Origin of the sequence: Streptomyces sp. NPDC046831 (genome assembly GCF_040645305.1) — a bacterium.
In the GTDB taxonomy this organism is placed as follows: Bacteria; Actinomycetota; Actinomycetes; order Streptomycetales; family Streptomycetaceae; genus Streptomyces.
In genome coordinates this window covers 61,734-85,194 of record NZ_JBEYXZ010000006.1, presented here as the reverse complement: position 1 = coordinate 85,194, position 23,461 = coordinate 61,734, and the positions used below count along the sequence as shown (strand labels likewise).

The window sequence follows — 23,461 nt, the reverse complement described above, 5'->3', positions numbered from 1 at the left end:
GAACGGGGGTAGAGGCGGGTCGGGTGCGGTGGGGCGAGAACGGCTCGGTAACCTGTGGCCGCTGACAGACACTTAGGGCGGCTTTATCAGGGTGCCGTCCTGCTCCGCCCACGTTCAAGGAGTTGCCGCCGCCGTGAGCAGCAGCCTTCGACGCGGCGCCCTCGCCGCCGCCGCCATCGCGTTCTCGATCGCCTCGCTCGCCGCGTGCGGCGCCGGCAACAACGCCGAGACGCTTCAGGTCAAGCCGGACAACCCGGCCGTCTCCGTCGGCGACATCAAGATCCAGAACGCCTTGGTCATCACCCAGCCGGACGCACAGGCCAACGGCCCGGCCGTGATCTCCGCGACCGTGTTCAACAACGGCGACGCCGACCAGACGCTGGACTCGATCAGCGTCCAGGACAACGGCACCGCCAAGCTCTCGCCCGCCGAGGGCGGCGGCAAGGTGACCGTCCCGGCCGGCGGCTTCCTCGTCCTCGGCGGCAAGGGCAACGCCTCCGCCGTGCTGTCCGACCCGGGCCCCGCCGTCCGGAACGGCAACGACCAGAAGATCACCTTCACCTTCAGCAAGACCGGTGAGGTGGGCCTGAGCGCCCTGGTCGTGCCGGCCGTCAGCTACTTCAGTTCGTGGGGCCCGAGCGAGATCCCGGCGGCGCCGGGCGCCTCCCAGTCCGGCGAGCCGTCCCAGCCGGAGTCCGGCGCGCCGTCGGAGTCCGCCTCCGGCGCCCCGTCACAGGAGAACTCCGCGGGCGCCACCCCGAGCGACTCGGCCTCGGAGACGCCGGCCGGCGAGTAGGGCCCCTGAACGCCCGCGGGGCGGCACCCTCACGACGGAGGGTGCCGCCCCGCGCCGTATCCGGCAGCGCGCGCCCCGTACGGCCAAATCGTGTGCCGGGGAGGCCCGGCGGCCGTGCGGGCGCGGGGAGGGGTTCTACGGCTCGAACTTGTAGCCGAGGCCGCGGACCGTCACCAGGTAGCGCGGCGCGCCCGGGTCCGGCTCGATCTTCGCGCGCAGGCGCTTGACGTGGACGTCGAGGGTCTTGGTGTCGCCCACGTAGTCGGCGCCCCAGACCCGGTCGATGAGCTGCATGCGCGTCAGCACCCGCCCGGCGTTGCGCAGCAGCATCTCCAGCAGGTCGAACTCCTTCAGCGGCAGGTCCACCTTGGAGCCCGCGACCGTGACCACGTGCCGGTCGACGTCCATGCGCACCGGGCCCGCCTCCAGCGCGGCCGGCGCGACCTCCTCCGGCTCGCCGCGGCGGCGCAGCACCGCGCGGATGCGGGCGACCAGCTCGCGGGAGGAGAAGGGCTTGGTGACATAGTCGTCGGCGCCTATCTCCAGGCCGACGACCTTGTCGATCTCGCTGTCCTTGGCGGTCACCATGATCACGGGGACGTTGGAGCGGCCGCGCAGCTGGCGGCAGACCTCCGTGCCGGGCAGACCCGGCAGCATCAGGTCGAGGAGGACGAGGTCGGCGCCGTTGCGCTCGAACTCGTCGAGCCCGTCGGGCCCGGTGGCCGCGACGGCCACCTCGAAGCCCTCCTTGCGCAGCATGTACGACAGAGCGTCGGAGAAGGACTCCTCGTCCTCCACGACGAGCACTCGGGTCACGGAAGGACCTCCGGGGCTACGGGAAGCGGTTCATGGGGTGAATCGGGGGATCCGCCGCGGATCGCGCCGGCGGACCGCCCGTCCTCCTCGTCGAGGACGGGCTTGTGCTGCGCACGGTCGCGGGCCGCGCCCGCCTCCGGCAGCCGCAGGGTGAAGGTGGAGCCCTGTCCCTCGGCGCTCCACACCGTGACCTCCCCGCCGTGCGAGGCGGCCACGTGCTTCACGATCGCCAGGCCCAGGCCCGTGCCGCCCGTGGCCCGGGAGCGGGCCGGGTCGACGCGGTAGAAGCGCTCGAAGATGCGCTCCTTGTCCTTGTCGGATATGCCGATGCCCTGGTCGGTGACCGCGATCTCGATCATGTCCCCGCCCGGCGCGGGCACCCGGCGGGCGGCGATGCCGACGCGCGTGCGGGCCGGCGAGTAGTTCACGGCGTTCTCCACGAGGTTGCCCAGGGCGGCGGCGAGCTGGCCGCGGTTGCCCCAGACGTGCAGATCCGCGGCGCCCGTCCGCCGGGCGGGGGCGCCCCCGGCCGCCCGCCCGGCACCCTCGCCACCGGTCCCCCGCCCGGCACCCTCGTCGCCGGCGGGACGGGCCTCCCGGCCCGGCTGGATCACGGCGGCCATGGTGATCTGCTTGGTGCCGGCCGCCTGCCGGCAGCGGTCGACCGCCTCGTCGACCAGCTCCGCCACGCCCACCGGCTCGGCGTCCTCGAGGGGGTCGTCGTTCTGCACCCGCGACAGGTCGATGAGCTCCTGCACCAGGTTGGTCAGACGGGTGGCCTCGATCTGCATGCGCCCGGCGAAGCGCTGCACGGCCTCCGGGTCGTCGGAGGCGTCCATGACGGCCTCGGACAGCAGGGACAGCGCGCCGACCGGGGTCTTCAGCTCGTGGCTCACGTTCGCCACGAAGTCGCGGCGCACGGCCTCTATCCGGCGGGCCTCGGTCAGGTCCTCCACCAGGAGCAGGACGAGCCGGGAGCCGAGTGGCGCGACGCGCGCGGACACGGCGAGGGCCTCGCCGCGCCCGGTGCCGCGCCGCGGGAGGTCCAGCTCGACCTGGCGTATCTCGCCGTCCCGCCGGGTGTCGCGGGCCATCTGGAGCATCGGCTCGACGGACAGCCTGCCACCGCGGACGAGGCCGAGGGCGTAGGCGGCGGAGCTGGCCTTGACCACGGCGTCGGCCTCGTCGAGCACGACGGCTGAGGAGCGCAGGACGGACAGGACGGTGTCCACACCGGGCGGGAGCACCGCGTCCGTGTGCAGGGAGGTCCGGGTCGGGCGTTTCTGCTCGCGCTCGCTCCAGCGGAACGCCAGCATGGCGATGACACCGGTGAGCACACCGGCGATCGCTGCCGCTGCGGCGACCGCCGCGTTCACGTCCATGCGTCCAGGTTAGGCATGCGGAACGACCTGCCCACACCCGCCGGAGCACCGGCTCGGACACTCGTCGCCCAGAGTTCACCCGGGGGCCAGGACCGGTTCATTCAGGAGGACGGAAACCGACGCGTACGGGCCGGAACGTGGCAGCGTGGGGTTCGCGCCGGCGGCTTCACCACGGCCCCCGGCCCCCGGAACCCCCGGACGAAGACGCACGAGAGGGAACCCTGATGCGGGACGCGTACCACGAGGAACTGGACTCGATCGGCGACGGTCTGGTGGAGATGGCCCGGCTGGTCGGGTCGGCCGTCGGGCGCGCCACCACGGCCATCCTCGACTCCGATCTGAAGCTGGCCGAGAGCGTGATCGAGGCCGACAAGAAGGTCGACGAACTGCAGCACGAGCTGGAGGCCCGGGCCATAGCCCTGCTGGCACGGCAGCAGCCGGTCGCCACCGACCTGCGGATCGTCGTCACGTCGCTGCGCATGTCGGCGGACCTGGAGCGCTCGGGCGACCTCGCGCAGCACGTGGCGAAGCTGGCCCGGCTGCGCTTCCCGCAGCGTGCGGTGCCGCACGACCTGCACGCCACGATCCTGGAGATGGGCCAGCTCGCGCAGCGCCTGATGGCGAAGGCCGCCGAGGTGATCGTGACGAAGGACGTCGACCTGGCCCTGCAGCTGGAGCAGGACGACGACGAGATGGACCTCCTGCACCGCGCCCTCTTCCAGCACCTGATGGACGACCGCTGGCAGCACGGCATCGAGACGGCCGTCGACGTGACGCTGCTCGGCCGCTACTACGAGCGCTTCGCGGACCACGCGGTGGCGGTGGCGAAGCGGGTGGTGTTCCTGGTCACGGGCGAGCACGCGGACGAGCTGCAGCCGGACGTCCAGCCGGTGACGGGAGTCGAGGGCGCCTGAGGACCGCCCGGCGGCGGGTCCGGGCGCTCCCGGCGGGCGCCCGGCACGGCGCGGGGGCGCGAGTGAGCCACAGTGCGCCGTTGATGCGCCCAGCGGAACGGGCATGCAATGGGCACAGGCAACAGCCTCGAGGAGGACCCATGGCCGAATCTCCCACCACCACGCCCGACCCCACGCAGGAGCGCGAGACCGACCGGCCCGCCGAGACCAGGAGCCTGCCGCTCTTCGGCGCCTGCGGCTGCGGCTCGGGCTGCGGCTGCGGGTGCCAGTCGGGCAGCCCCTGCCAGTGCGGGTGACGGCGTAGCCGCACCTCCGCGTGCGGGAGCGCCCGTACGACGTTCCGAAGGGCCCGGTGCCCACCCCGGTGATGCGCACCGGGCCCTTCCGCATCCGCCTCGGTCTGACCCCGCGATCCGCCTCCGTCCGGTCTTCGCGCCGGGACCCCTGCGCGCCGTACGGCCGCTCGCGGCACCCGGGCGCACGGGGGAACGGACCCGGCTCCCCGGCACGTCCCACTTGATCAGGGCATGGCAATCCGTGTCCCGGTGAGAGAGGGGAGACCGGGTGGGTACGAGCGCGTTCGCCGGGTGGGTACGGCGCTTCGAGGACGAACACCGGCGCAGGCGGGACCTGGGCGACCCGGACTGGGCGCTCGGCGCCACCCTGCACCCGGCGGTGTGGGCCGGCATCCAGCGCTTCCAGGTGGGAGAGGACGGCGACGGCGCCCACCTCGTCGCCAAGGCGGACGGCGCCGGTGACCCCGACTACGCGCGGGCGGTACGGCTGTTCCTCGCCGAGGAACAGAACCACGCCCGGCTCCTGGCCCGGCTGCTCGCGGCGGGCGGCGTACCCACGCTGACGGGCCACTGGAGCGACACGGCCTTCGTGCGCCTGCGCCGCCTCATGGGCCTGCGCACGGAACTGCTGGTGCTGATGATCGCGGAAGTGATCGCCCTGCGGTACTACCGGGCGCTGCGCGACGGCGTCCGCGATCCGCTCACCTCGGAGGTGGCGCGGAGGATCCTGGCGGACGAACAGCGCCACGTCCCCTTCCACTGCGAGCGGCTGCGCGCCGCGCTCGCGGAGCTGCCCCGGCCGGTGCGCCGACCGGTCATGGCGCTGTGGCGGCTGCTCCTGCTCGCCGTCTCCGCCGCGGTCGCCGCCAACCACGGCCGCGCACTGCGCCGGCTCGGCCTCGGACGCGCCCGCTTCGTGGCCGACGTCATGGCCTCCTCGCGCGGGGTGGTCACCGACGTCGTGGCGCCCTTCGGCGTGGCGCCCTCCGGCGTGGCGAGAAATGACACCTCGGGTTCGTGGCGCAGGTGACCACGGGCGCCATGGACTCGTTCCGCACGGCGAAAGACGACGGCCCGGGTCCATGGCGCAGGTCATCACCGGCGTCACGGGCTCGTTCCGCGGGTGATGACCAGCCGGGTACGGACGTCCCGGGCTCCTTCCCAGGTGACGGCCGGCGTCGTGCCGTCCTGCCCGATGACTGTCACCCGTTCCTGCCGGTGGCTGTCACCGACGTCACGACGTCCTCCGCACGGTGGTCACCGCGGTGCCGGAGGCGCGTCCGGGCGCCTCGCCGAGCACGGCCGCGCGGGCGGCGGTCCTGTCGGCGCGCCGGTCCGTTACTCACTTGCGGGTGACGGCCGCCGCGGGGCCGGGGTGGCGCGGTATGGCGGTTTCACGCCACGGGGCTTGCGCCGGAAGGACCGAGCGGCCTGACAGCCCGTCAACCTGATGCCCCGGCTGGGTAAATGGTCGATACAGCCGAGAGTCACGGAAATATGGACGATGCGTAACGCGAGACCCATATTCACATCATCACGGGCCGATACGGACAAGGTGGGGGTGTGCGGCCGCCCGGCCGCCCTTCGCACCAGGCACACCCGGCGCACGGCTCACCCCGTGACCGGCGAGGTGCCCGCACTCGCAGGGAGAGTACGTGACCGTTTCCGCTTCCGTGATCGCCCGTCGTCTGGCTGCCGCCGTCGCCGCGGCCGGCGCCCTGGTCGGCGCGGCGACGCTGCCGGCCACCGCGGCCGACCACGCCCACCCGCACCACCGTGAGCACGTACAGATCAGCAACGTCCACCACGACTCCGCCGGCCGCCACCACCGCTCCAGCCACTCCCTCAGCAGGGAGTACGTGGTCCTCACGAACAGCGGCCGTCACGCGGTCAACCTGAGCGGCTGGACCCTGTCCGACCGGGCCGGTCACACCTACACCTTCCACCACTACCGCCTGGACGGCCGCTCCAGCGTGCGCGTCCACACCGGGTTCGGGCGCGACACCCGCACCGACCTCTACCAGGACCGCCGCAACTCCGTGTGGGACCGGCGTGACACCGCCACCCTGCGCGACAACCACCGCCACGTCGTCGACACCGTCTCGTGGGGCGGCGACCGGCACCACCGCGGCGGCCGCCACTGACCGACCGGCCACGCCGGGTGCCCGCACGGCACCCACCTGACGTCACGCCCCTCCCGGCGGCTTCCCGCCGGGAGGGGCGTGCCCCTATGCGCGGCACCGGGCCTCGGCCGCGCCGCGGCCCCAGGACGCCGCGGGGCCGGCGCACCGAGGGCTCACCTGCGTCGGGTGCGGCCTTGATCACGATAGCGTGACGAACGGTTCATTGAACCGGCAACCACCTTCACGCCGCCCTCACTTCCTGCCATGCTCCTCCGGCTGGGACAGCACCAGCGGACGGAGCCCGCCCCATGGACGACATCCAGCCCACCGCCGGGTACGGCCAGGGCGATCCGGCCCCGGCCGGCCTCACGCCCGCCGCCGGAGCGTCCGCGGCTATCCGCCCGGCCGGCCCGCGCGCGCAGCGCCGCCGGTTCGACCTGGTGACCGACGCCTGCCCCGGCGTCGCACCGGGCGCCGAGGTTCCCCCTGCGGCCTGAAACGCCGTGGCCGGTCCGCTCACCGGCCGCGCGCCGTCCAGCCGGGCGTGTCCCCGCGGGGCGGTGGCCGTCGTCCTCGGCACGGCCCGTCCGGGACCGCCCGGTCCCGGACGGGTCCGTCGGACACCTGACGGACCCGTCGGACACCTGACGGGTCCGTCGGACACCTGACGGGTCCGTCGGACACCTGACGGGTCCGGCGGAAGCCTGACGCCCTGACGCGGCCGGCGCCGGCAGCCAGGCGAACCCCGCCGCTCGCCGGGAACCGCACGTTCAGTGCTCGCCGTGAACGCACCCCGGGCGGGCGGCAGCGACACGGCCCCGGCCCACGGTTCGGCGCCCGCGAGGACCGACCGATCGCGGCCAAGGGGCTCTTATTAGCACAAACAGGACGAATAGACACCCCTCACCGGATGGAGCAGCATGGGTCCGTAGGGAGGTGTGAAGACCGCGAATCCTTGGGCGAAGGGGGTGCCGCCGGCCGGCAGACGCCCAGGTGGACCGATCCGGAGCGATCACAGCCATGAGCTCAGACGATCTCGCTTTCTCTTCTCTGACGGTGAAGAGCCGACCGTCCGTACACATCGCTCTTCTCGGCGGTTTCGACCTCGTGGTCGACGACGTCCCGGTGACAGTGCCAGTCGGCTCCAAGCGACTCCTGGCGTTAATCGCGCTCAACTACCGCGCCTCTGTCCCCCGGTCCCTGATCGCCGGAAGTCTCTGGCCCGACGCGTGCGAGCAGAAGGCGTACACGAACCTCCGGGCGGCGCTGTCCCGCCTGCGCGACCTCGGCCGGAAGGCACTGGACGTCTCCCCCAGCGAGGTGCGCCTCGCGCGGGGGGTCACCGTCGACCTGCACCACGCCCGGTCGTTGGCCCAGCGCATACTCGACCCTCACGTCCCGGCCGAGGACCTCCGCCTCACCGCGGCGACCGTCGATCAGCTCTCCGCCGACCTCCTGCCCGGCTGGTACGACGAGTGGGCCCTGCTGGAGTCCGAGCACTGGCGCCAGCTCCGGCTCCACGCCCTCGAGAAACTGGCGGGAGAACTCATCGCCGCCGAGCAGTTCGCCGGCGCGGTGACGGCCGCTCACACCGCCGTCCAGGCCGATCCCCTGCGGGAGAGCAGCCAGGCCTCGCTGATCCGAGCCCACCTCGCGGAGGGCAACCTGGCCGAGGCGCTCGGCCACTTCGAACGCTACGCGCAACTGCTGCGCAACGAGTTGGGCCTCCGCCCCACACAGCGGCTGCGCCGGCTCGTGGCGGAACTGCGGCAGTCGTACCCCGGTGGCGGATTCCTGCACTAGCCGAAGCCGGTGGTCGTCGTCGGCCGGCACTGGACGGTGGTGGTCGTCGACCGCGCCGATCGATTCCCGCGAACCCGCCACGGTTGCCCGTGGCGGGTTCGCCTTGCCGAGACGGGTCAGCACCACAAGTGTGGTGTGGCCGGCCGGGGCCCTCCTAGAAGAGTCCACCGCCGACAGCCTGGTTGCCCTGGTTGGCACCGAAGCCGCCACCGAGCGCCTGGTTCCCCTGGTTCACCGGGCCACCGCCGATCGCCTGGTTGCCCTGGTTGGCACCGAAGCCGCCACCGAGCGCCTGGTTCCCCTGGTTCACCGGACCGCCACCGATGGCCTGGTTGCCCTGGTTGGCACCGAAGCCGCCACCGAGCGCCTGGTTCCCCTGGTTCACCGGACCGCCACCGATGGCCTGGTTGCCCTGGTTGGCGAGACCGCCACCGAGCGCCTGGTTGCCCTGGTTCACCGGGCCACCGCCGATCGCCTGGTTGCCCTGGTTGGCGAGGCCGCCGCCGAGGGCCTGGTTGCCCTGATTCACCGGGCCACCGCCGATGGCCTGGTTGCCCTGGTTGGCCCGGCCGGCACCGATGGCCTGGTTGCCCTGATTCACCGGACCGCCACCGACAGCCTGGTTGCCCTGGTTCACGGGCCCACCGCCGATGGCCTGGTTGCCCTGGTTGGCCCGGCCGGCACCGATGGCCTGGTTGCCCTGATTCACCGGCCCGCCACCGACAGCCTGGTTGCCCTGATTCACCGGGCCACCGCCGATGGCCTGGTTGCCCTGGTTGGCCCGGCCGGCACCGATGGCCTGGTTCCCCTGATTCACCGGCCCGCCGCCGACAGCCTGGTTGCCCTGATTCACCGGGCCACCGCCGATGGCCTGGTTGCCCTGGTTGGCCCGGCCGGCACCGATGGCCTGGTTCCCCTGGTTCACGGGTCCGCCGCCGACAGCCTGGTTGCCCTGATTCACCGGGCCACCGCCGATCGCCTGGTTGCCCTGGTTGGCCCGGCCGGCACCGATAGCCTGGTTCCCCTGGTTCACCGGCCCGCCGCCGATGGCCTGGTTGCCCTGGTTCACGGGTCCGCCGCCGACAGCCTGGTTGCCCTGGTTCACGGGCCCACCGCCGATGGCCTGGTTGCCCTGGTTGGCCCGGCCGGCACCGATGGCCTGGTTCCCCTGATTCACCGGGCCACCACCGATCGCCTGGTTGCCCTGGTTGGCCCGGCCGGCACCGATGGCCTGGTTCCCCTGATTCACCGGACCGCCACCGACAGCCTGATTCCCCTGATTCACCGGACCGCCACCGATGGCCTGGTTGCCCTGGTTGATGGTGCCGCGGGGGCAGAAGTTCGGACGAGGCTGCCGGCCGCAGATATTCGGCGCTGCGGTCGGGGACTTCGACTTCGCCATCTCCTGCGTCCCCGCTTCGGCGGTCACCGCCCCTGCCCCGAGAGCAAGCGTCGCGGCCAAGCTGGACGCGCCTATCAGGCGAGGTATGCGGCACCGGATGTTCTTCACCATGGTGGTTCCCTTGCATGTGAAAGCGAGTTTGCGCTTGCCTGCACCCGCCATCGTTGAGCGCCGGGCATCACAGTCGCGTGACGCCGACGTGACGGGGGGCGGCGGGCTCCCGCCGGCGATCACCCCGTGCGGCTGACTCCGCAGGGTGCGGAGCACCTGTCGGCCCAGGTCAGCGCTACGCCGGGGCTCGCGCACGATCCCGCCCCGAAAGCACGGAACCCGCCACGAGACGGTGGCGGGTTGGCGTTGAGATCAGGGCCGCTTCGTCGCCCTAACCGGCCTGGCCGGCGCCGATCACCTGGTTGGCCTGATTGACCTGCCCGGTCGTCCCGACAGCCTGGTTCACCTGATTGACCTGTCCGGTCGTCCCGACAGCCTGATTGGCCTGATTGGCCTGATTGACCTGGCCGACGCCGATCGCCTGGTTCAACTGGTTCACCCTGCCGTCGGCCCCGACCGCCTGGTTGCCCTGGTTCGCCCGGCCGACTCCGATCGCCTGGTTCAGCTGGTTGACGGCCCCAGCGGGCACATCCGCTCGCCCCTTCTGCTGTGACGCCTTCACCGTCTTCAGCCCCCTCCCACCCGGCGCCCTCTTCTCCTGGCGCGGCGCCTGCAGGACCCCGTCGAACAGGCTGGCAGCGCGGGAGGTGCGCACCAGCTGCGGGTGCACCAAGCCGCCGACGAGAGGTGGCTGGGTGCTTCCGTGGCGGGGCCCGCTGTGGCCGGCGGCGTGGGCGCTCTCCGAGCCGAGAGCGACCAGGCCCCCGACCGTTGCAGCGGTGATCACGACCTTCTGGAGCTTGCGCATGAGCCCTGCCCTTCGTGCCTCTGCACTGCGGAACCGCACTACGCGATGCGACGGAACGGGCACCCAACGTACATGCGGCGCGGGATCACCCTCCCCCGGCGACCCGCTTCGCGCCTCGCTGTCACTCATTCACCCGCTCCCGGAGTGCTCGCGCCCCCACTCATCCACGGAGTGCGCGGCCACCAAAGGCCTTGTGAACGCCGACTTCTCCACGCTCGCCGACTGGCTCCGCGGTGCTGCGCCGCGAGGAGCAGCGCTTTAGGCGTTCGGTCCGGGGTCCGGGCACTGCCCTGCGACGTCCGTCCGGAGCGGTGGGGTCCTACGCGCCGGAGCTTCGACTACTGCGCCACCGGCTCCGTGCCGACGGCCAGCGCCTGACGACGGCGGCCGGCCGAGTCCTCCGCTTGGGAATCTGTACGGCCGTAGGAGTGATCAAAGCACGAAGGACGTTACGCTCTGATCCTTTTTGCACATCGTTCTCCAGGTGTCTGCCCGATTGGGGCAGCGAAGCGGAGGAGTGCATATGAGGAACGTTCAGAAGATTGCAGCGGTGGCCGCGGCCACTTGCGGAATCCTCTTCGCCGGCATCGGCGGGGCCAGCGCTGCCACCGGCAACGAGGGGGACAACATCCCCGTACTCAGCAACATCAACACGCTCAACTGGGATGATTCGCCCTTCTGCGGAATCCAGATCAAGACCAGGGACAGCAGCCAGAAGACGTCCTGTCCGGTAGTGCACAACGAGGGCAGCACCAACAGCCCCGTCTACATCATCACCTTCGGGTCCTGATCTTCCATAACGGTCCGGCGGTTCGCCCGCCGGACCGTTTGGCTTGTCCGGACGCTGGCAGGCGGGCGAGTGCCCCGGATGTTGTGCCGGGCCGACCCCAGGGCTTCGGCAGGTTCTGCCTCGTATCAACAAGGAGGCATGGAAACCGGCGCTCGCCGCGGCCGGCGTCATCCCCGTGCCCGAGCGGGGCCGGCCGTACGCGGAGTCGCGCGAAAACGGTATGTGCGCGCTGCGACACTTCCACACCCCGGTGCTCCTGGCCGCCGGGGAGAACATCAAGGCGCACGCCGAGTACCTCGGCCACTCGGACCCGGGCTTGACGCTCCGCGTGTACGCGCCCGCCTCATGCCAGTCGGCCAGGAACACACTCGTAAGGCAGTCGCTGCCGTCTTCAGTGGCGTGCGGCCGAACCCGGAAGCCGTCTGAGCGTCATCGGCGGCCTTCCTCGGTCTTCACGTCAGGACCGGGCTGAGGCGTCCTGGTGGTCGTCGTTGGTCGTCCTTGGCCACTGTCGAGCGACCTCGAAACGGCCCAGGGACGGCCCGGTGCTGACGCCCACCGGCTCCTCATGAGCGGCCCGTTGTCGGTGGCTACGGCTAGGGTCGCGGGCGCGCGGTCGGCATCCGAGGTGCCCAGCTCTGTAGTGCAGCTGCATCCCCGGTTCTGTCTGGGGGCGGCCCGGGAACAGCCCGGGACCTAACCGACGGCCGGGCTTCGTCGATGGCCAAGAGTGAAACCTGCCAGCGCCGGCCGCGCGCCTCTTCCTCCCGAGCCTTGCCGTGGAAGGTGGCGGACGGGTCTACGGTGACCAAGCGGCTCATCTTCACCGGCCGCGCGGCGGGCACGTCTGGCGTACGTCGCTGAACGAGGAGGCGTGGAAGCCGGCGCTCGCCGCGGCGGGCGCCATCCCCGTGCCCGAGCAGGGCCGACCGCACGCGGAGTCGCGCGAGAACGGCATGCACGCGCTCCGCCACTTCTACGCCTCGGTGCCCCTGGACGCGGGCGAGAACATCAAGGCCCTCGCCGAGTACCTCGGCCACTCGGACCCCGGCCTGACGCTGCGCGTGCGCGTGTACGCGCACCTCATGCCATCCAGCCAGGAGCGGACCCGTACGGCTGTGGCATCCGTCTTTGATCACCGGTGACACGTACGCCGTGGTCAAAGCCCCTCACCGCTGGATCCGTCTGACCATTTCGCTGGCGAAGTTCGCTGAAATGGCAAGCGCGCAAAGTTCGCGGGCAACGCTCACAAAGTTGATTCGTGATTTCACGCGTGAGAGATTGGACTCCAGAAGGACTGCGGACCTGGATCCGGTTGCAGCCAGACCCAGGCTTCCCTGCAGTCAGCGAGCCCGGTCGCGTAGCAGCAGACCGGGCTCGCTGCATGTACAGCTCCCGGTCGCGACCGTCCTCGCGCGTGACGCGCTCATCGAGCGAGCTGCATCACGCTGATAGCGGTGGTCACCAGCAGGCTGACTCCCGCAAGCCAGACCTGCCACTTCTCAGCGCCGGTCCACCTACGAGGCCTGTCCTTCTCAAGGCACACCTCTACCACGCCTCCCTTCTCCTCCAGCCGGCCCGCTTCTCGGGCCGGAGCCTTGGAACTCACATGCGCCTACACGGAGTTCAGGGGAGGTTCAGATGAGGCGCGACCAGCATACCGGGCACATCGCTTTTCACCGAGGCACACGGGAACGCTTGACAGCGGCCCCGGATCCCTTTCACGGCCCAGCGACGGCCCCAGTGCAGAAACAAGCCCCCTCCCTGCGGTGAACCGCAGGGAGGGGGCTTGTTCGATACCGCTTACTTCTTCTTGCCCTGGTTCTTGACCGCCTCGATCGCCGCTGCTGCCGCCTCGGGGTCGAGGTAGGTGCCGCCGGGGTTGACCGGCTTGAAGTCGGCGTCCAGTTCGTAGACCAGCGGGATGCCCGTGGGGATGTTCAGGCCCGCGATGTCGGCGTCCGAGATCTGGTCGAGGTGCTTGACCAGGGCGCGCAGGCTGTTGCCGTGGGCGGCGACCAGGACCACGCGGCCGGTGAGCAGGTCGGGGACGATGTCGTCGTACCAGTACGGGAGCATGCGGGAGACGACGTCCTTCAGGCACTCCGTCCTGGGACGCAGCTCCGGCGGGATCATCGCGTAGCGCGGGTCGTCGGACTGGGAGAACTCCGAGTCGTCGTCCAGCGGGGGCGGCGGGGTGTCGTAGGAGCGGCGCCACAGCATGAACTGCTCCTCGCCGTACTCCTTGAGCGTCTGCGCCTTGTCCTTGCCCTGAAGGGCGCCGTAGTGGCGCTCGTTCAGACGCCACGAGCGGTGGACCGGGATCCAGTGGCGGTCGGCGGCCTCGAGCGCGAGCTGCGCCGTGCGGATGGCGCGCTTCTGGACGGAGGTGTGGACCACGTCGGGCAGCAGGCCGGCGTCCTTCAGCAGCTCACCGCCGCGGACCGCCTCCTTCTCGCCCTTCTCGGTGAGATTGACGTCCACCCAGCCGGTGAACAGGTTCTTCGCGTTCCACTCGCTCTCGCCGTGGCGGAGGAGGATCAGCTTGTACGGTGCGTCGGCCATACCTCAGAGCGTAATCCACGCATTCGGCCCCCCGTGCGGCCCGCCCGGCAGGCGGACAGTTGACGGCATCTGTTAATTGAGTGGCCCCTCCGAGCCCACCGATCGTAAGTTGTGCTCACCGCCAGAGCCGCTTACACCCGTGGGGGGACCCGTCCATGTCCGTCGCCAGTCTCAGACGTGCCGCCCGGGAGACCGTCTCCGGGCTCCCCCGGGAGTTCTGGTGGCTGTGGACGAGCACCCTGGTCAACCGGCTGGGAGCCTTCGTCGCCACGTTCATGGCGCTGTACCTGACCCTGGACCGCGGCTACTCCGCCTCCTACGCCGGTCTCATCGCCTCGTTGCACGGACTCGGCGGCGTGGTGTCCTCCCTCGTCGGCGGCGTGATGGCCGACCGGCTCGGACGGCGCCCGACCCTGCTGATCGCCCAGTCGGCCACCGCCGGGTCCGTCGCCCTGCTCGGTTTCGTGCACGACCCCGTGGCCATCGCCGCCGTCGCCCTCGTCGTCGGCGCGGCGTCGAACGCCTCGCGGCCGGCCGTGCAGGCGATGATGGCCGACATCGTGCGGCCCGAGGACCGGGTGCGGGCGTTCTCCCTCAACTACTGGGCGATCAACCTCGGCTTCGCGGTCTCGTCCATGGCCGCCGGCTTCATCGCCGGGTTCAGCTATCTCGCCGGCTTCCTGCTCGAAGCCGCCATGACGCTGGCCTGCGCGATCGTCGTCTTCCTGAAGCTGCCCGAGTCCCGGCCCGCCGCCCCGGCGGGCGCCGTGGAGGCCAAGGGAGACGCCATCGGCCTCGGGACCGTGCTCCGTGACGGACGCTTCATGAGCGTCGTCGGGCTGTCCTTCCTGATCGCCCTGGTCTTCCAGCAGGGCTCGGTCGGCCTGCCCGTCGCGATGGGCGAGGCCGGGTTCACGCCCGCCGAATACGGCCTCGCCGTCGCCGTCAACGGCGTCCTGATCGTCGCGTTGCAGATACCGGTCACCCGCCTCATCGAGCGCCGGGACCCCCGCCGGGTGCTGATCGTCTCCGCCGTCCTCGCCGGATACGGCTTCGGGCTGACCGCCTTCGCCGGCTCGGTCGGCATGATCGCCCTGACGGTCTGCGTGTGGACGCTGGGCGAGATGCTCAACGCGCCGACGCAGACCGGCCTCGTCGTCCGCCTGTCCCCGGCGCGCGGACGCGGCCGCTACCAGGGCGTGTACACCCTGTCCTGGTCCGTCGCGGCGCTCGTCGCCCCGCTGATGTCCGGTTACGTCATCGACCGCCTCGGCGCGGAGTGGCTGTGGGGCCTGTGCGCGGTGGTCGGCACGGCGGCCGCCGTCGGCTACGCGGCCCTCCTGCGCCGCCTGCCCGGCCAGGAGACGGCGGCCGTGGCGGCCCCGGCGGACGCCGAGGCCAAGGTCAGCGCCGCCTGAGCGGTCCACGTCGCGGGACTGAGCCGTCGGGACCGAGCGGTCTCCCTCGCTGGACTGAGCGGCGCCCGTCGCGGGACCGAACGGTGCCCGTCCCGGCCTGAGCCGTGTCCGTCGCCGGACTGGGCGGTGCGCGTCGTGGGCTGCGCGGTCCCCTCGTGGGCTGCGTGGCCCCTGTGTGCGTGCCGCGCGGTCCCGTCCGAGGCCGCGCCATCGCCGTCCGGGCCGCGCCATCCCGCCCTGTTCCGCCTGGGCCACGCCATCCCGCCCCGGGCCGCGCCATCCCGCCCCGGCCGGGCGATCCCGTCCCGGGCCCCGGCGGCGTCTGCGTCCTCACGGGTGCATCCGCGCCCCCTTCAGCACCTTGTCCACCGCGTTCCGCGGCCCGTACACCGCGAGCCCCACCAGGTCCAGTTCGCCCGTCGGCACCGCCCGTACCGCCGCGCGGTTGTCGCGGTCGTTGCCCGTGGCGAACAGGTCGCCGGTGAACACGGCGCGCGGCAGGGCGCGGGTCAGGGCCCGGCCGTGGGCGTCGGCCAGCGTCTCCTTCGCGCCCTCGAAGACCAGCACCGGCTGGCGGAACATCGGCAGGTACGGCACCCCGTCGGCGTCCTCGTACGGCTCCCCCACCACCTCGGGGAGCGTCGTGCCGAGGCCGCTGACCAGGAAGGCGGTCACGTTCAGGCGCTGCCAGGTCTCCAGGTCGTCGCGGAGGAGGACGGCGATCCTGGTGTCGAAGCGGACGGGGGCGGTGGCCGACTCGGCCGTGGTCGCGGTGTTCATGGCCCGAGCCTGCCGGGCGTCGGGCGAGCCCGTCTTGTACGTTCTTTGCATGGCCGGACAGCAGCGCGAGGACCGGCGCGACGTCACCGCCTGGCGGCCGCGGATCCCGGGCGTCGTGGAGGTCTTCCACGCCCGGTTCACCGAGTACGCCTACCCGATGCACGTGCACGAGGCCTGGACGCTGCTCATCGTGGACGCCGGTGCCGTGCGGTACGACCTCGACCGGCACGAGCACGGCACCCCGCACGACACGGTGTCGCTGCTGCCTCCGCACGTGCCGCACAACGGTTCCCCCGCCACCTCGGACGGGTTCCGCAAACGCGTGCTGTACCTCGACACCACCCACCTCGGCGAGGAACTCATCGGTGCCGCGGTGGACGGGCCCGACCTGCGCGACCCCGTCCTGCGGCGGCGCGTCGGGCAGGTGCACGCGGCGCTCGCCGGCCCCGGCGGCGAGCTGGAGGCCGAGAGCCGGCTGACGCTGATCGGCGAGCGGCTGCGCGCCCATCTGCGGCCGCGGCGGGCAGGCTCGGCTGGCCCGGCGGTCCGCCGAGACCCGGTCCTCGCCCGCCGGCTGCGCGAACTCCTCGACGCGAGGGTGCCGCAGGGGCTCACCCTGGAGGAGGCGGCCGGGCTGCTGCAGGCCCACCCCGCCCACCTCGTGCGGTCCTTCAGCGGCGCCTACGGCATCGCGCCCCACCAGTACCTGACGTCCCGCCGCGTCGACCGCGCCCGCCGGCTGCTGCTGGAGGGCGTGCGGCCGGCCGAGGTGGCCGCCGCGACCGGTTTCCACGACCAGGCCCACCTCACCCGGCACTTCAGGAGGCTGGTGGGCGTGACACCGGGACGGTACGGCGCCGGGCGGCCGGGCCGGGCGCGCTGAGGTCCGTCCGCCGCGGAAGCCGCCGCGCCTCGCCCGTCCGACGGGGCGTCAGCCGGCCTGTGGCGAGCGACCGTTCAGCCGTCCTGAGGCTTGGTCAGGTGCGCGAAGGCCTGCAGGTTCCGCGTCGACTCGCCGCGGGAGACGCGCCAGGCGTACTCCTTGCGGATCGCGGAGGCGAAGCCGAGTTCCAGCAGGGTGTTGAAGCTGCCGTCGGCGGCCTCCAGGACCTGCCCGAGCAGCCGGTCGACCTCGTCGGCGGTCACGGCGGCGAGCGGCAGCCGTCCGGTGACGTAGACGTCCCCGTGCTGGTCGACGGCGTAACTCACGCCGTACAGCTTGAGGTTGCGCTCCAGGAGCCAGCGGTGGACGCCGGCCTCGTTCTCGTCGGGGTGGCGGATGACGAAGGCGTTCAGGGAGAGCGAGTGTCTGCCGACGATCATCGACAGGGTGGTCGACAGTTTCCGGGTGCCGGGGAGCTTCACCACGTAGGTACCGGGCTGGGGGCTCTCCCACTCCACCTCGGAGTCCTTCAGGACGCCTTCGAGGACCTCGTTCGCGTGCTGCTGCTCTGCCTCACCCATGAGGCGAGCGTACGCGACGCCTGTGCGCGTGCAGCGCTGCCGTGTACACGTCGGCCGTGGCGCGGGCCGCGGTGTCCCAGCCGAAGGACTGCGCGTGCCGGGCGGCAGCCGCGCCCATCCGGTCCGCCAGGTCCGGATCGTCGGCGAAGTCCCCCAGCACGCGCGCGTACTGGGCCGGGTCGTGGCCCTGGACCAGGAAGCCCGTCTCGCCGTCCCGCACGGCCACCGGCAGCCCGCCGACCGCGGCCGCGAGCACGGGCGTGCCGGCCGCCTGCGCCTCTATCGCGACCAGGCCGAACGACTCGCTGTAGGACGGCATGACCAGGACGGACGCGGCCCGGAACCAGTCGGCGAGCTGCTCCTGCCCGACCGGCGGCCGGAACCGTACGACGTCGGCGATGCCCAGCCGGGCGGCCAGCTTCTGCAGCCCCTCCGGCTTGGCGAGGCCGCTGCCGCTGGGGCCGCCGACTATGGGGACGACGATGCGGGAACGCAGCTCGGGCCGCCGGTCGAGGAGCACGCCCACGGCCCGCAGCAGGACGTCGGGGGCCTTCAGCGGCTGGATGCGGCCGGCGAACAGCGGGACGAGGGCGTCGGGCGGCAGTCCGAGGCGGGCCCGCGCGGCGGCGCGGCCGTCCGCCGGGCGGAAGCGGCCGAGGTTCACGCCGGGGTGCACGACGGCGACCTTGGCGGGGTCGGCCGCGTAGTACCGGACGAGTTCGTCGGCCTCCTCGGCGGTGTTCGCGATCAGCCGGTCGGCGGCCTCGACGATCTGGGTCTCGCCGATGACGCGGGCCGCGGGCTCGGGGGTGTCGCCGGCCGCGAGGCTGGCGTTCTTGACCTTGGCCATGGTGTGCATGGCGTGCACGAGGGGAACGCCCCAGCGCTGGGCGGCGAGCCAGCCGACGTGGCCGGAGAGCCAGTAGTGGGAGTGGACGAGGTCGTAGTGGCCGGGACGGTGCCCGGCCCACGCCTGCATCACGCCGTGCGTGAAGGCGCACAGCTGCGCCGGCAGGTCCTCCTTGGCGAGGCCCTCGTAGGGGCCCGCGTCGACGTGCCGGACGAGGACGCCGGGGGCGAGCTCGACGGACGGCGGCAGGCCCCCGGCGGTCGCCCGGGTGAAGATCTCGACCTCGACGCCCTGCGCGGCGAGGCGTTGCGCGAGCTCCACGATGTAGACGTTCATGCCGCCCGCGTCGCCCGTGCCGGGCTGGTGCAGCGGCGAGGTGTGGACGGAGAGCATGGCCACGCGACGGGGGCGGCGGTACAGCCTCAGCCGGGGGCCGGCCGCCGCCGAGCGACGCCCGAGCCTGCTGGCGTACTGGCTCACGTGGCGGTCCTCCTCGCTGCGGGCATGCCGGACGGAGGGCGCCGGGCGCCCTTCCAGTCGTAACGCCGGAGGTGATGGGTCCATTTCCGCCGGGAGCCTCTTTGCCGAATCATTACGGTCCTCGCTCAACCGTTCGGTGTCGGGTGGCGTGACGCGGTGTCGTGGCGGTGGGGAGCGGTGGAGGACGCCGGGAAGACGGGGGGCGGTGGCCGCTCCGGGTGACGGTGCCGGACGCGGCCGCCGCCAGGGGCGAGTGCCGGGCGCCGGCGCCCGACGTCCCGGGGCCGAGGCGGGCGGGCGCCGCCGCGCCGGGTCGGACGGTTCCCTCCGGCGCGCAGAGGGGCGCCCGGGTCACCGCCACCGCCGCCGACTACAACCGGTCCGTCGCCGCCGGCGGGTGCCGGCCGGGGGCGGGCGGCACCCGCCGGGTGCCCGCATACCCTGGAATCCATGACATCCCGCGCAGCGACCCGCCCCGTGGGCACGGTGACGCGCGGGACGACCAACCCCAACCGGCTCCGCCGCATGGACCGCTGGATCGCGGCCGTGCACGGCGCCGAGCTGCGCCGGGCCGCCGATCCGCTGGCCGTGGACCTCGGCTACGGCGCCGCGCCCTGGACGGCCGTGGAGCTGCTGCACCGCCTGCGGACCGTGGCGCCCCGCACGTGCGTGGCGGGCGTCGAGATCGATCCGGCCCGGGTCGCGGCGGCCAGGCCGTACGAGCGGGACGGACTGGTGTTCCGGCACGGCGGTTTCGAGGTGCCCGTCCCCCGGCGTCCACATCTCATCCGCGCGGCGAACGTGCTGCGGCAGTACGACGAGGACCAGGTCGCGGCCGTCTGGGAGCGGCTGTGCGCGCGGCTCGCGCCGGCGGACGGGCACACGCGCGGCGGTCTGCTGGTCGAGGGCACCTGCGACGAGATCGGCCGGCGGCACGTGTGGGTGGCGCTCGGTCCGGACGGTCCGCGCACGGTCACCTTCGCGACCCGCCTCGGTTCCCTGGACCGCCCCTCCGACCTGGCCGAACGCCTTCCCAAGGCGCTCATCCACCGCAACGTCCCGGGTGAGCCCGTGCACGCCTTCCTGCGCGACTTCGACCGGGCCTGGGCGGCGGCCGCGCCCTACGCCTCCTACGGCGCCCGCCAGCGCTGGATCCGGGCGGTGCGCGCCCTCACGGCGGACTGGCCGGTGACGGACGGGCCGGTGAGGTGGCGGCAGGGTGAAGTGACGGTGGCCTGGCAGGCGTTGGCCCCGCGCCTCTGATCACACCGGCCGCTCGCCCGGCCGGGCCCGCGCGGCCACGCCGTCCGCCCTGCCCGACCGCTGCCCCGCCCCACGCCACCCCGCACCGGGCACCGGGCCGCACCGGGCCGCACCGGGCCGCACCGGGCCGCACCGGGCCGCACCGGGCCGCACCGGGCCGCACCGGGCCGCACCGGGCCGCCGGGAACGATGGCGTTGAGGTGTTCGTCACACGCTCGGGGAGATCGTTTCGAAGGGGGCGGGCAGGGGGTGGTGAGCCGTCGTCCGTGGGTCCCGTCGGCCCTCACCGGCACGGCATCTGTCGTTTTGCGTCGCGACGTGGCACGATCCCCCCGGTGTCCTAAGTTACTGACGGTTAATCAGGTTGGGGGCTGAGTATGGGACGGGGCAGGAGCAGCGTGCTCGCGGCGGCCGTGGCCGTGGTCTGCGCGGTCACCGTGCTGGGAGTACCGGCGACGGCGTTCGCCAGTGCGCGGCCCGACCCCACCACGTCGCCCACCCGACCGGCCGGCGGTACGGCCGCCCCGTCCTCCGGCGCCCCCTCGACCGCCTCCCCGGGCCTCCCGCCGGACAAGGACCTGGAGGCCGTCCGCGCCAGGCTGGACACGCTGTACCACGACGCGGCCGTCGCGACCGACGCCTACAACGCCGCGGAGGAGAAGGCGAAACGGCAGTCCGCCGAAGTCGTCGACCTGGCCCGGAAGATCGTCGACGGCCAGGAGCGGCTCGACGACCTGAAGGACCGCGCCGGCGCCGCGGCCCGGGCCCAGTACCGGGGCGCGGGCCTGCCGCCCGAGGCGCGGCTGGTGCTCAGCGACGACCCGCGGCAGTTCCTCGACGGCGCGGGCCGGGTGCTGCAGGGCGAGCGGGCGACCAAGGGCCTGCTGGCGGAACTGGACCGCACCCAGCAGGAACTGAAGCGGTACGAGGCGGACGCCGCCGCGCAGTGGCGCAGGCTGGAGGCGAACCGCAAGGCCAGGGCCGCGGCGAAGAAGAAGATAGAACAGCGCATCGACGAGGCCGAGAAGCTCCAGTCCACGCTGGAGGAGCGGCAGCGGGAGCGGCTCGCCCGGCTGGAGCAGGAGGCCGCCGCGAAGGCGCAGACGGCCTGGCTCGGCACCGGCGTGCTGAAGGAGATCAGCGGCCAGGCGTCCGTGCAGGGCAAGAAGGCCGTGAAGTACGCGACCGAACAGATCGGCAAGCCCTACGAGTGGGGCGCCGAGGGGCCGAGGACGTACGACTGCTCGGGGCTGACCTCGCAGGCCTGGGCGTCGGCCGGCCGGCCCATCCCGCGGACCTCCCAGGAGCAGTGGCGCCAGCTGGAGCACGTCGCCGTGAAGGACATGCGTCCCGGTGACCTGATCATCTACTTCGGCGACGCAAGCCACGTCGGCATGTACATCGGCGACGGAGCGGTCGTGCACGCCCCGCGGCCGGGCCGGACGGTGACGGTCGCGGGCGCGGGGACCATGCCCATCCTCGGCGTGGTCCGCCCAGACGCCCGTCGAACCGCCGTCGCCGACGCCCGCTGACTCCGCCGTCGCCGGCGCCCGCGCGCCGCGGTCACCGACGCGGCGCGCCCCGCCGGTGCTCGGCCTCCGTCGGCACCGCCGCTGCGGCGCCCGCGGTGCCGGTGAGGTGGACCACGTGACCCACCGCACCCCCTTGGCCGCCAGACCCGGTCACGGGGTGACGTTCGTCATCCCCGGCCCGGCCGGAGGCTGTCCAACTCCGCCGGATAACGCGGCATATGACAGGTGCCGCGAGCCGAGCGGCTCGCCGAGCACCATTCCGCTGCGGCGCCCACTACCGCTATGGTCCCCGTCGGTGGGGCGAGGTCCCTCGTATCCGCCACGCCCTCGGGGGGAGGGAAGGAACCCAGGACGATGCCCGTGCCCGTACCGCGGCAGAGAGTGATCCCGGCCGCGGAGAGCGGTCAGGCGCAGACCGTGTCCCACGGCGGCGGCCCCTCCGCAGCACAGGCGCCGCGCGTGGAGGCCGCGGTCGAGAGGGACGCCCGTGACGCCACCGGCACCAACCTCACGCTGCTGCTGATCGAGGACGACCCCGGCGGCTCGCCGATCGTGCCCGAGCTGCTCGACTCGGCCGGCAAGCCGATCCGCGTCCGCAGGGCCCGCAACCTCACCGAGGCCGAGCGGCTGCTCACGGACGACGTCCACTGCATCCTGCTGGACCTCGCGCTGCCGGCGCCCGGCCGGTCCGGTCCCGGTGAGGAGGACGAGCTGGCCGTGCTCAAGCACGTGCTCCAGCTCGCGCCCCGGCACGCCGTACTCGCACTCACGGCGTCCGGCGACGCGGAACGGGGTGCGGAGGCCGTGCGCGTCGGCGCCCAGGACTACCTGTTCCGCGACGAGCTGGACGGGCGGCTGCTGAGCCGCGCGATCCGGTACGCGGTGGAGCGCAAGCGCTCCGACACCGCCGAGCGCCGGCTCGCCGAGGGCAAACTGCGCGCCCAGGAGAACCGCCGTCTGGAGCGCGGCCTGCTGCCGACCCCCCTGCTGGACGGGTCGGCGCTGCGCTTCGCCGCCCGCTACCGCCCCGGCCGCTCCCGCGCGCTGCTCGGCGGCGACTTCTACGACGCCGTCCGCACGCCCGACGGCACCGTGCACGCCATGATCGGCGACGTCTGCGGCCACGGCCCGGACGAAGCGGCGCTCGGCGTGGAGCTGCGCATCGCCTGGCGGGCGCTGACGCTGGCGGGGCTGTGCGGGGACCAGCTGCTCAGCACGATGGAGCAGGTGCTGGAGCACGAGCGCCCCGACGACGAGATCTTCGCGACGATGTGCACGGTGGACATCGCGCCCGACGGGCGCCGGGCGGGCCTGTGCCTGGCCGGCCATCCGGCACCGCTGGTCGCCCGGCCCGGCAGGCCCGCCGCGTTGCTGCCGTACGACAGCAACGGGCCGGCCCTGGGCCTGCTGCCCGGTGCCCGCTGGCCGCGCCTCCAGGTGGAGCTGGGCGCGGAGTGGAGCCTGATGCTGTACACGGACGGCCTGATCGAGGGCCGGGTCGGCGAGGGCGGCGAGCGGCTCGGCCAGGACGGCATGGTGGAGATGATCCGCCGTCAGCTGGACCAGGGCCTGCGCGGCGAGGACCTGCTGCGCGCCGCGGTGAACGAGGTGCGGGACCTCAACGGCGGCGAGCTGACGGACGACGTCGCGGTGGTCCTGCTCGACCGGGCGCCGTAGCCGGGGCGTCCACGGGACGATCCGCGCAGCCGGACCGTCGGCGGTCACCGGCGCACTGTGGCCCGACCGTCGGCGGACCGGCGCGCCGTGGCGGAGGGCGTCCGCGCGGGCCGGACCGTGGCCCGGTGAACGGGCGGACCCTCACCTTCGCCGCCAGGCCGACGACCCGCGAGACCGGCAGGCCGTCACCA

At 72.9% G+C, this 23,461-nt stretch carries 21 protein-coding genes and 2 pseudogenes; 15 read left to right on the top strand and 8 right to left on the bottom strand.

Annotated features, from left to right (window positions below; all coding sequences use genetic code 11):
* Nucleotides 1–133 precede the first annotated feature (133 nt).
* Complete coding sequence (locus tag ABZ920_RS08235) at nt 134–796, top strand: DUF461 domain-containing protein (RefSeq protein WP_361500077.1); 663 nt, start codon at nt 134–136, stop codon at nt 794–796.
* A 135-nt stretch (nt 797–931) separates the two neighbouring features.
* On the opposite strand, the gene ABZ920_RS08230 is transcribed toward ABZ920_RS08235, so the two are convergent.
* Nucleotides 932–1,612: a response regulator transcription factor gene (locus tag ABZ920_RS08230; protein ID WP_030612283.1), complete on the bottom strand. Its 681-nt coding sequence runs from the start codon at nt 1,610–1,612 to the stop codon at nt 932–934.
* Nucleotides 1,609–2,994, bottom strand: a complete 1,386-nt coding sequence (locus tag ABZ920_RS08225) for an ATP-binding protein (protein WP_361500074.1) — start codon at nt 2,992–2,994, stop codon at nt 1,609–1,611. The genes ABZ920_RS08230 and ABZ920_RS08225 overlap by 4 nt, the downstream gene beginning before the upstream one ends.
* Before the next feature lie 224 nt (nt 2,995–3,218).
* Between ABZ920_RS08225 and phoU the strand changes: the two genes are divergently transcribed.
* From phoU to ABZ920_RS08195, 6 genes are all read left to right on the top strand, one after another.
* Complete coding sequence (gene phoU, locus ABZ920_RS08220) at nt 3,219–3,908, top strand: phosphate signaling complex protein PhoU (RefSeq protein ID WP_361500071.1); 690 nt, start codon at nt 3,219–3,221, stop codon at nt 3,906–3,908.
* Between the two features lie 140 nt (nt 3,909–4,048).
* Nucleotides 4,049–4,204 (top strand): hypothetical protein, encoded by a 156-nt coding sequence (locus ABZ920_RS08215; RefSeq protein WP_361500068.1) that lies wholly within the window; start codon nt 4,049–4,051, stop codon nt 4,202–4,204.
* Nucleotides 4,205–4,472: 268 nt separating this feature from the next.
* Nucleotides 4,473–5,234 carry a ferritin-like domain-containing protein gene (locus ABZ920_RS08210; protein WP_361500065.1) on the top strand — a complete coding sequence of 254 codons (762 nt, stop codon included), beginning with the start codon at nt 4,473–4,475 and terminating at the stop codon, nt 5,232–5,234.
* A gap of 625 nt (nt 5,235–5,859) precedes the next feature.
* Nucleotides 5,860–6,348 carry a lamin tail domain-containing protein gene (locus ABZ920_RS08205; RefSeq protein WP_361500062.1) on the top strand — a complete coding sequence of 163 codons (489 nt, stop codon included), beginning with the start codon at nt 5,860–5,862 and terminating at the stop codon, nt 6,346–6,348.
* 287 nt (nt 6,349–6,635) lie between these two features.
* The gene (locus tag ABZ920_RS08200; protein WP_361500060.1) at nt 6,636–6,824 is read left to right on the top strand and encodes a hypothetical protein; all 189 of its coding nucleotides are present in this window, start codon (nt 6,636–6,638) and stop codon (nt 6,822–6,824) included.
* A gap of 559 nt (nt 6,825–7,383) precedes the next feature.
* Entirely contained in the window at nt 7,384–8,130 is a 747-nt protein-coding gene (locus ABZ920_RS08195; RefSeq protein ID WP_361500057.1) for a BTAD domain-containing putative transcriptional regulator, read from the top strand.
* Between the two features lie 154 nt (nt 8,131–8,284).
* Here the strand turns inward: ABZ920_RS08195 and ABZ920_RS08190 are convergent, their stop codons facing one another.
* Nucleotides 8,285–9,643 carry a hypothetical protein gene (locus tag ABZ920_RS08190; protein WP_361500054.1) on the bottom strand — a complete coding sequence of 453 codons (1,359 nt, stop codon included), beginning with the start codon at nt 9,641–9,643 and terminating at the stop codon, nt 8,285–8,287.
* A 271-nt stretch (nt 9,644–9,914) separates the two neighbouring features.
* A complete protein-coding gene (locus tag ABZ920_RS08185; protein WP_361500051.1) occupies nt 9,915–10,451 on the bottom strand; it encodes a hypothetical protein in 537 nt (178 codons plus the stop codon).
* A 523-nt stretch (nt 10,452–10,974) separates the two neighbouring features.
* Here ABZ920_RS08185 and ABZ920_RS08180 point away from each other — a divergent pair.
* From ABZ920_RS08180 to ABZ920_RS08170, 3 genes and pseudogenes are all read left to right on the top strand, one after another.
* The gene (locus ABZ920_RS08180) at nt 10,975–11,241 is read left to right on the top strand and encodes a hypothetical protein (protein WP_361500048.1); all 267 of its coding nucleotides are present in this window, start codon (nt 10,975–10,977) and stop codon (nt 11,239–11,241) included.
* Nucleotides 11,242–11,365: 124 nt separating this feature from the next.
* A pseudogene (locus ABZ920_RS08175) lies at nt 11,366–11,667 on the top strand (site-specific integrase); the annotation flags it as partial.
* Between the two features lie 348 nt (nt 11,668–12,015).
* Nucleotides 12,016–12,386 (top strand): annotated as a pseudogene (locus tag ABZ920_RS08170) (site-specific integrase); the annotation flags it as partial.
* Nucleotides 12,387–13,044: 658 nt separating this feature from the next.
* Here ABZ920_RS08170 and ABZ920_RS08165 read toward each other — a convergent pair.
* Nucleotides 13,045–13,806, bottom strand: a complete 762-nt coding sequence (locus ABZ920_RS08165) for a phosphoglyceromutase (protein WP_361500046.1) — start codon at nt 13,804–13,806, stop codon at nt 13,045–13,047.
* A gap of 155 nt (nt 13,807–13,961) precedes the next feature.
* Between ABZ920_RS08165 and ABZ920_RS08160 the strand changes: the two genes are divergently transcribed.
* Nucleotides 13,962–15,224, top strand: coding sequence for an MFS transporter (locus ABZ920_RS08160; RefSeq protein ID WP_361500044.1), 1,263 nt, complete (start codon nt 13,962–13,964; stop codon nt 15,222–15,224).
* Nucleotides 15,225–15,554: 330 nt separating this feature from the next.
* Here the strand turns inward: ABZ920_RS08160 and ABZ920_RS08155 are convergent, their stop codons facing one another.
* Nucleotides 15,555–16,004, bottom strand: a complete 450-nt coding sequence (locus tag ABZ920_RS08155) for a DUF2000 domain-containing protein (RefSeq protein ID WP_361500042.1) — start codon at nt 16,002–16,004, stop codon at nt 15,555–15,557.
* Nucleotides 16,005–16,053: 49 nt separating this feature from the next.
* Between ABZ920_RS08155 and ABZ920_RS08150 the strand changes: the two genes are divergently transcribed.
* Nucleotides 16,054–16,887: an AraC family transcriptional regulator gene (locus ABZ920_RS08150; protein ID WP_361500040.1), complete on the top strand. Its 834-nt coding sequence runs from the start codon at nt 16,054–16,056 to the stop codon at nt 16,885–16,887.
* Between the two features lie 74 nt (nt 16,888–16,961).
* Here the strand turns inward: ABZ920_RS08150 and ABZ920_RS08145 are convergent, their stop codons facing one another.
* Together ABZ920_RS08145 and mshA are read right to left on the bottom strand one after the other, a co-directional pair.
* Nucleotides 16,962–17,468 carry a YbjN domain-containing protein gene (locus tag ABZ920_RS08145; RefSeq protein WP_361500038.1) on the bottom strand — a complete coding sequence of 169 codons (507 nt, stop codon included), beginning with the start codon at nt 17,466–17,468 and terminating at the stop codon, nt 16,962–16,964.
* On the bottom strand, nt 17,461–18,798 hold the full coding sequence (gene mshA / locus ABZ920_RS08140; RefSeq protein WP_361500036.1) for a D-inositol-3-phosphate glycosyltransferase: 1,338 nt from the start codon (nt 18,796–18,798) through the stop codon (nt 17,461–17,463). The genes ABZ920_RS08145 and mshA overlap by 8 nt, the downstream gene beginning before the upstream one ends.
* A 450-nt stretch (nt 18,799–19,248) precedes the next feature.
* Here mshA and ABZ920_RS08135 point away from each other — a divergent pair, with 450 nt between their 5' ends.
* The 3 genes from ABZ920_RS08135 to ABZ920_RS08125 all read left to right on the top strand — a co-directional run bounded on the left by ABZ920_RS08135 (nt 19,249) and on the right by ABZ920_RS08125 (nt 23,270).
* Nucleotides 19,249–20,061: a class I SAM-dependent methyltransferase gene (locus ABZ920_RS08135; RefSeq protein ID WP_361500034.1), complete on the top strand. Its 813-nt coding sequence runs from the start codon at nt 19,249–19,251 to the stop codon at nt 20,059–20,061.
* Nucleotides 20,062–20,438: 377 nt separating this feature from the next.
* A complete protein-coding gene (locus ABZ920_RS08130; protein ID WP_361500032.1) occupies nt 20,439–21,593 on the top strand; it encodes an NlpC/P60 family protein in 1,155 nt (384 codons plus the stop codon).
* Nucleotides 21,594–21,947: 354 nt separating this feature from the next.
* Nucleotides 21,948–23,270 (top strand): fused response regulator/phosphatase, encoded by a 1,323-nt coding sequence (locus ABZ920_RS08125; protein WP_361500030.1) that lies wholly within the window; start codon nt 21,948–21,950, stop codon nt 23,268–23,270.
* Nucleotides 23,271–23,461: the final 191 nt, after the last annotated feature.

Bases quoted from the DNA above. Each gene is read 5' to 3' on its own strand.
- ABZ920_RS08225 (WP_361500074.1), bottom strand. From the start codon at position 2,994: ATGGACGTGAACGCGGCGGTCGCCGCAGCGGCAGCGATCGCCGGTGTG.
- phoU (WP_361500071.1), top strand. From the start codon at position 3,219: ATGCGGGACGCGTACCACGAGGAACTGGACTCGATCGGCGACGGTCTG.
- ABZ920_RS08215 (WP_361500068.1), top strand. From the start codon at position 4,049: ATGGCCGAATCTCCCACCACCACGCCCGACCCCACGCAGGAGCGCGAG.
- ABZ920_RS08200 (WP_361500060.1), top strand. From the start codon at position 6,636: ATGGACGACATCCAGCCCACCGCCGGGTACGGCCAGGGCGATCCGGCC.
- ABZ920_RS08190 (WP_361500054.1), bottom strand. From the start codon at position 9,643: ATGGTGAAGAACATCCGGTGCCGCATACCTCGCCTGATAGGCGCGTCC.
- ABZ920_RS08185 (WP_361500051.1), bottom strand. From the start codon at position 10,451: ATGCGCAAGCTCCAGAAGGTCGTGATCACCGCTGCAACGGTCGGGGGC.
- ABZ920_RS08180 (WP_361500048.1), top strand. From the start codon at position 10,975: ATGAGGAACGTTCAGAAGATTGCAGCGGTGGCCGCGGCCACTTGCGGA.
- ABZ920_RS08165 (WP_361500046.1), bottom strand. From the start codon at position 13,806: ATGGCCGACGCACCGTACAAGCTGATCCTCCTCCGCCACGGCGAGAGC.
- ABZ920_RS08160 (WP_361500044.1), top strand. From the start codon at position 13,962: ATGTCCGTCGCCAGTCTCAGACGTGCCGCCCGGGAGACCGTCTCCGGG.
- ABZ920_RS08155 (WP_361500042.1), bottom strand. From the start codon at position 16,004: ATGAACACCGCGACCACGGCCGAGTCGGCCACCGCCCCCGTCCGCTTC.
- ABZ920_RS08150 (WP_361500040.1), top strand. From the start codon at position 16,054: ATGGCCGGACAGCAGCGCGAGGACCGGCGCGACGTCACCGCCTGGCGG.
- ABZ920_RS08145 (WP_361500038.1), bottom strand. From the start codon at position 17,468: ATGGGTGAGGCAGAGCAGCAGCACGCGAACGAGGTCCTCGAAGGCGTC.
- ABZ920_RS08135 (WP_361500034.1), top strand. From the start codon at position 19,249: ATGACATCCCGCGCAGCGACCCGCCCCGTGGGCACGGTGACGCGCGGG.
- ABZ920_RS08130 (WP_361500032.1), top strand. From the start codon at position 20,439: ATGGGACGGGGCAGGAGCAGCGTGCTCGCGGCGGCCGTGGCCGTGGTC.
- ABZ920_RS08125 (WP_361500030.1), top strand. From the start codon at position 21,948: ATGCCCGTGCCCGTACCGCGGCAGAGAGTGATCCCGGCCGCGGAGAGC.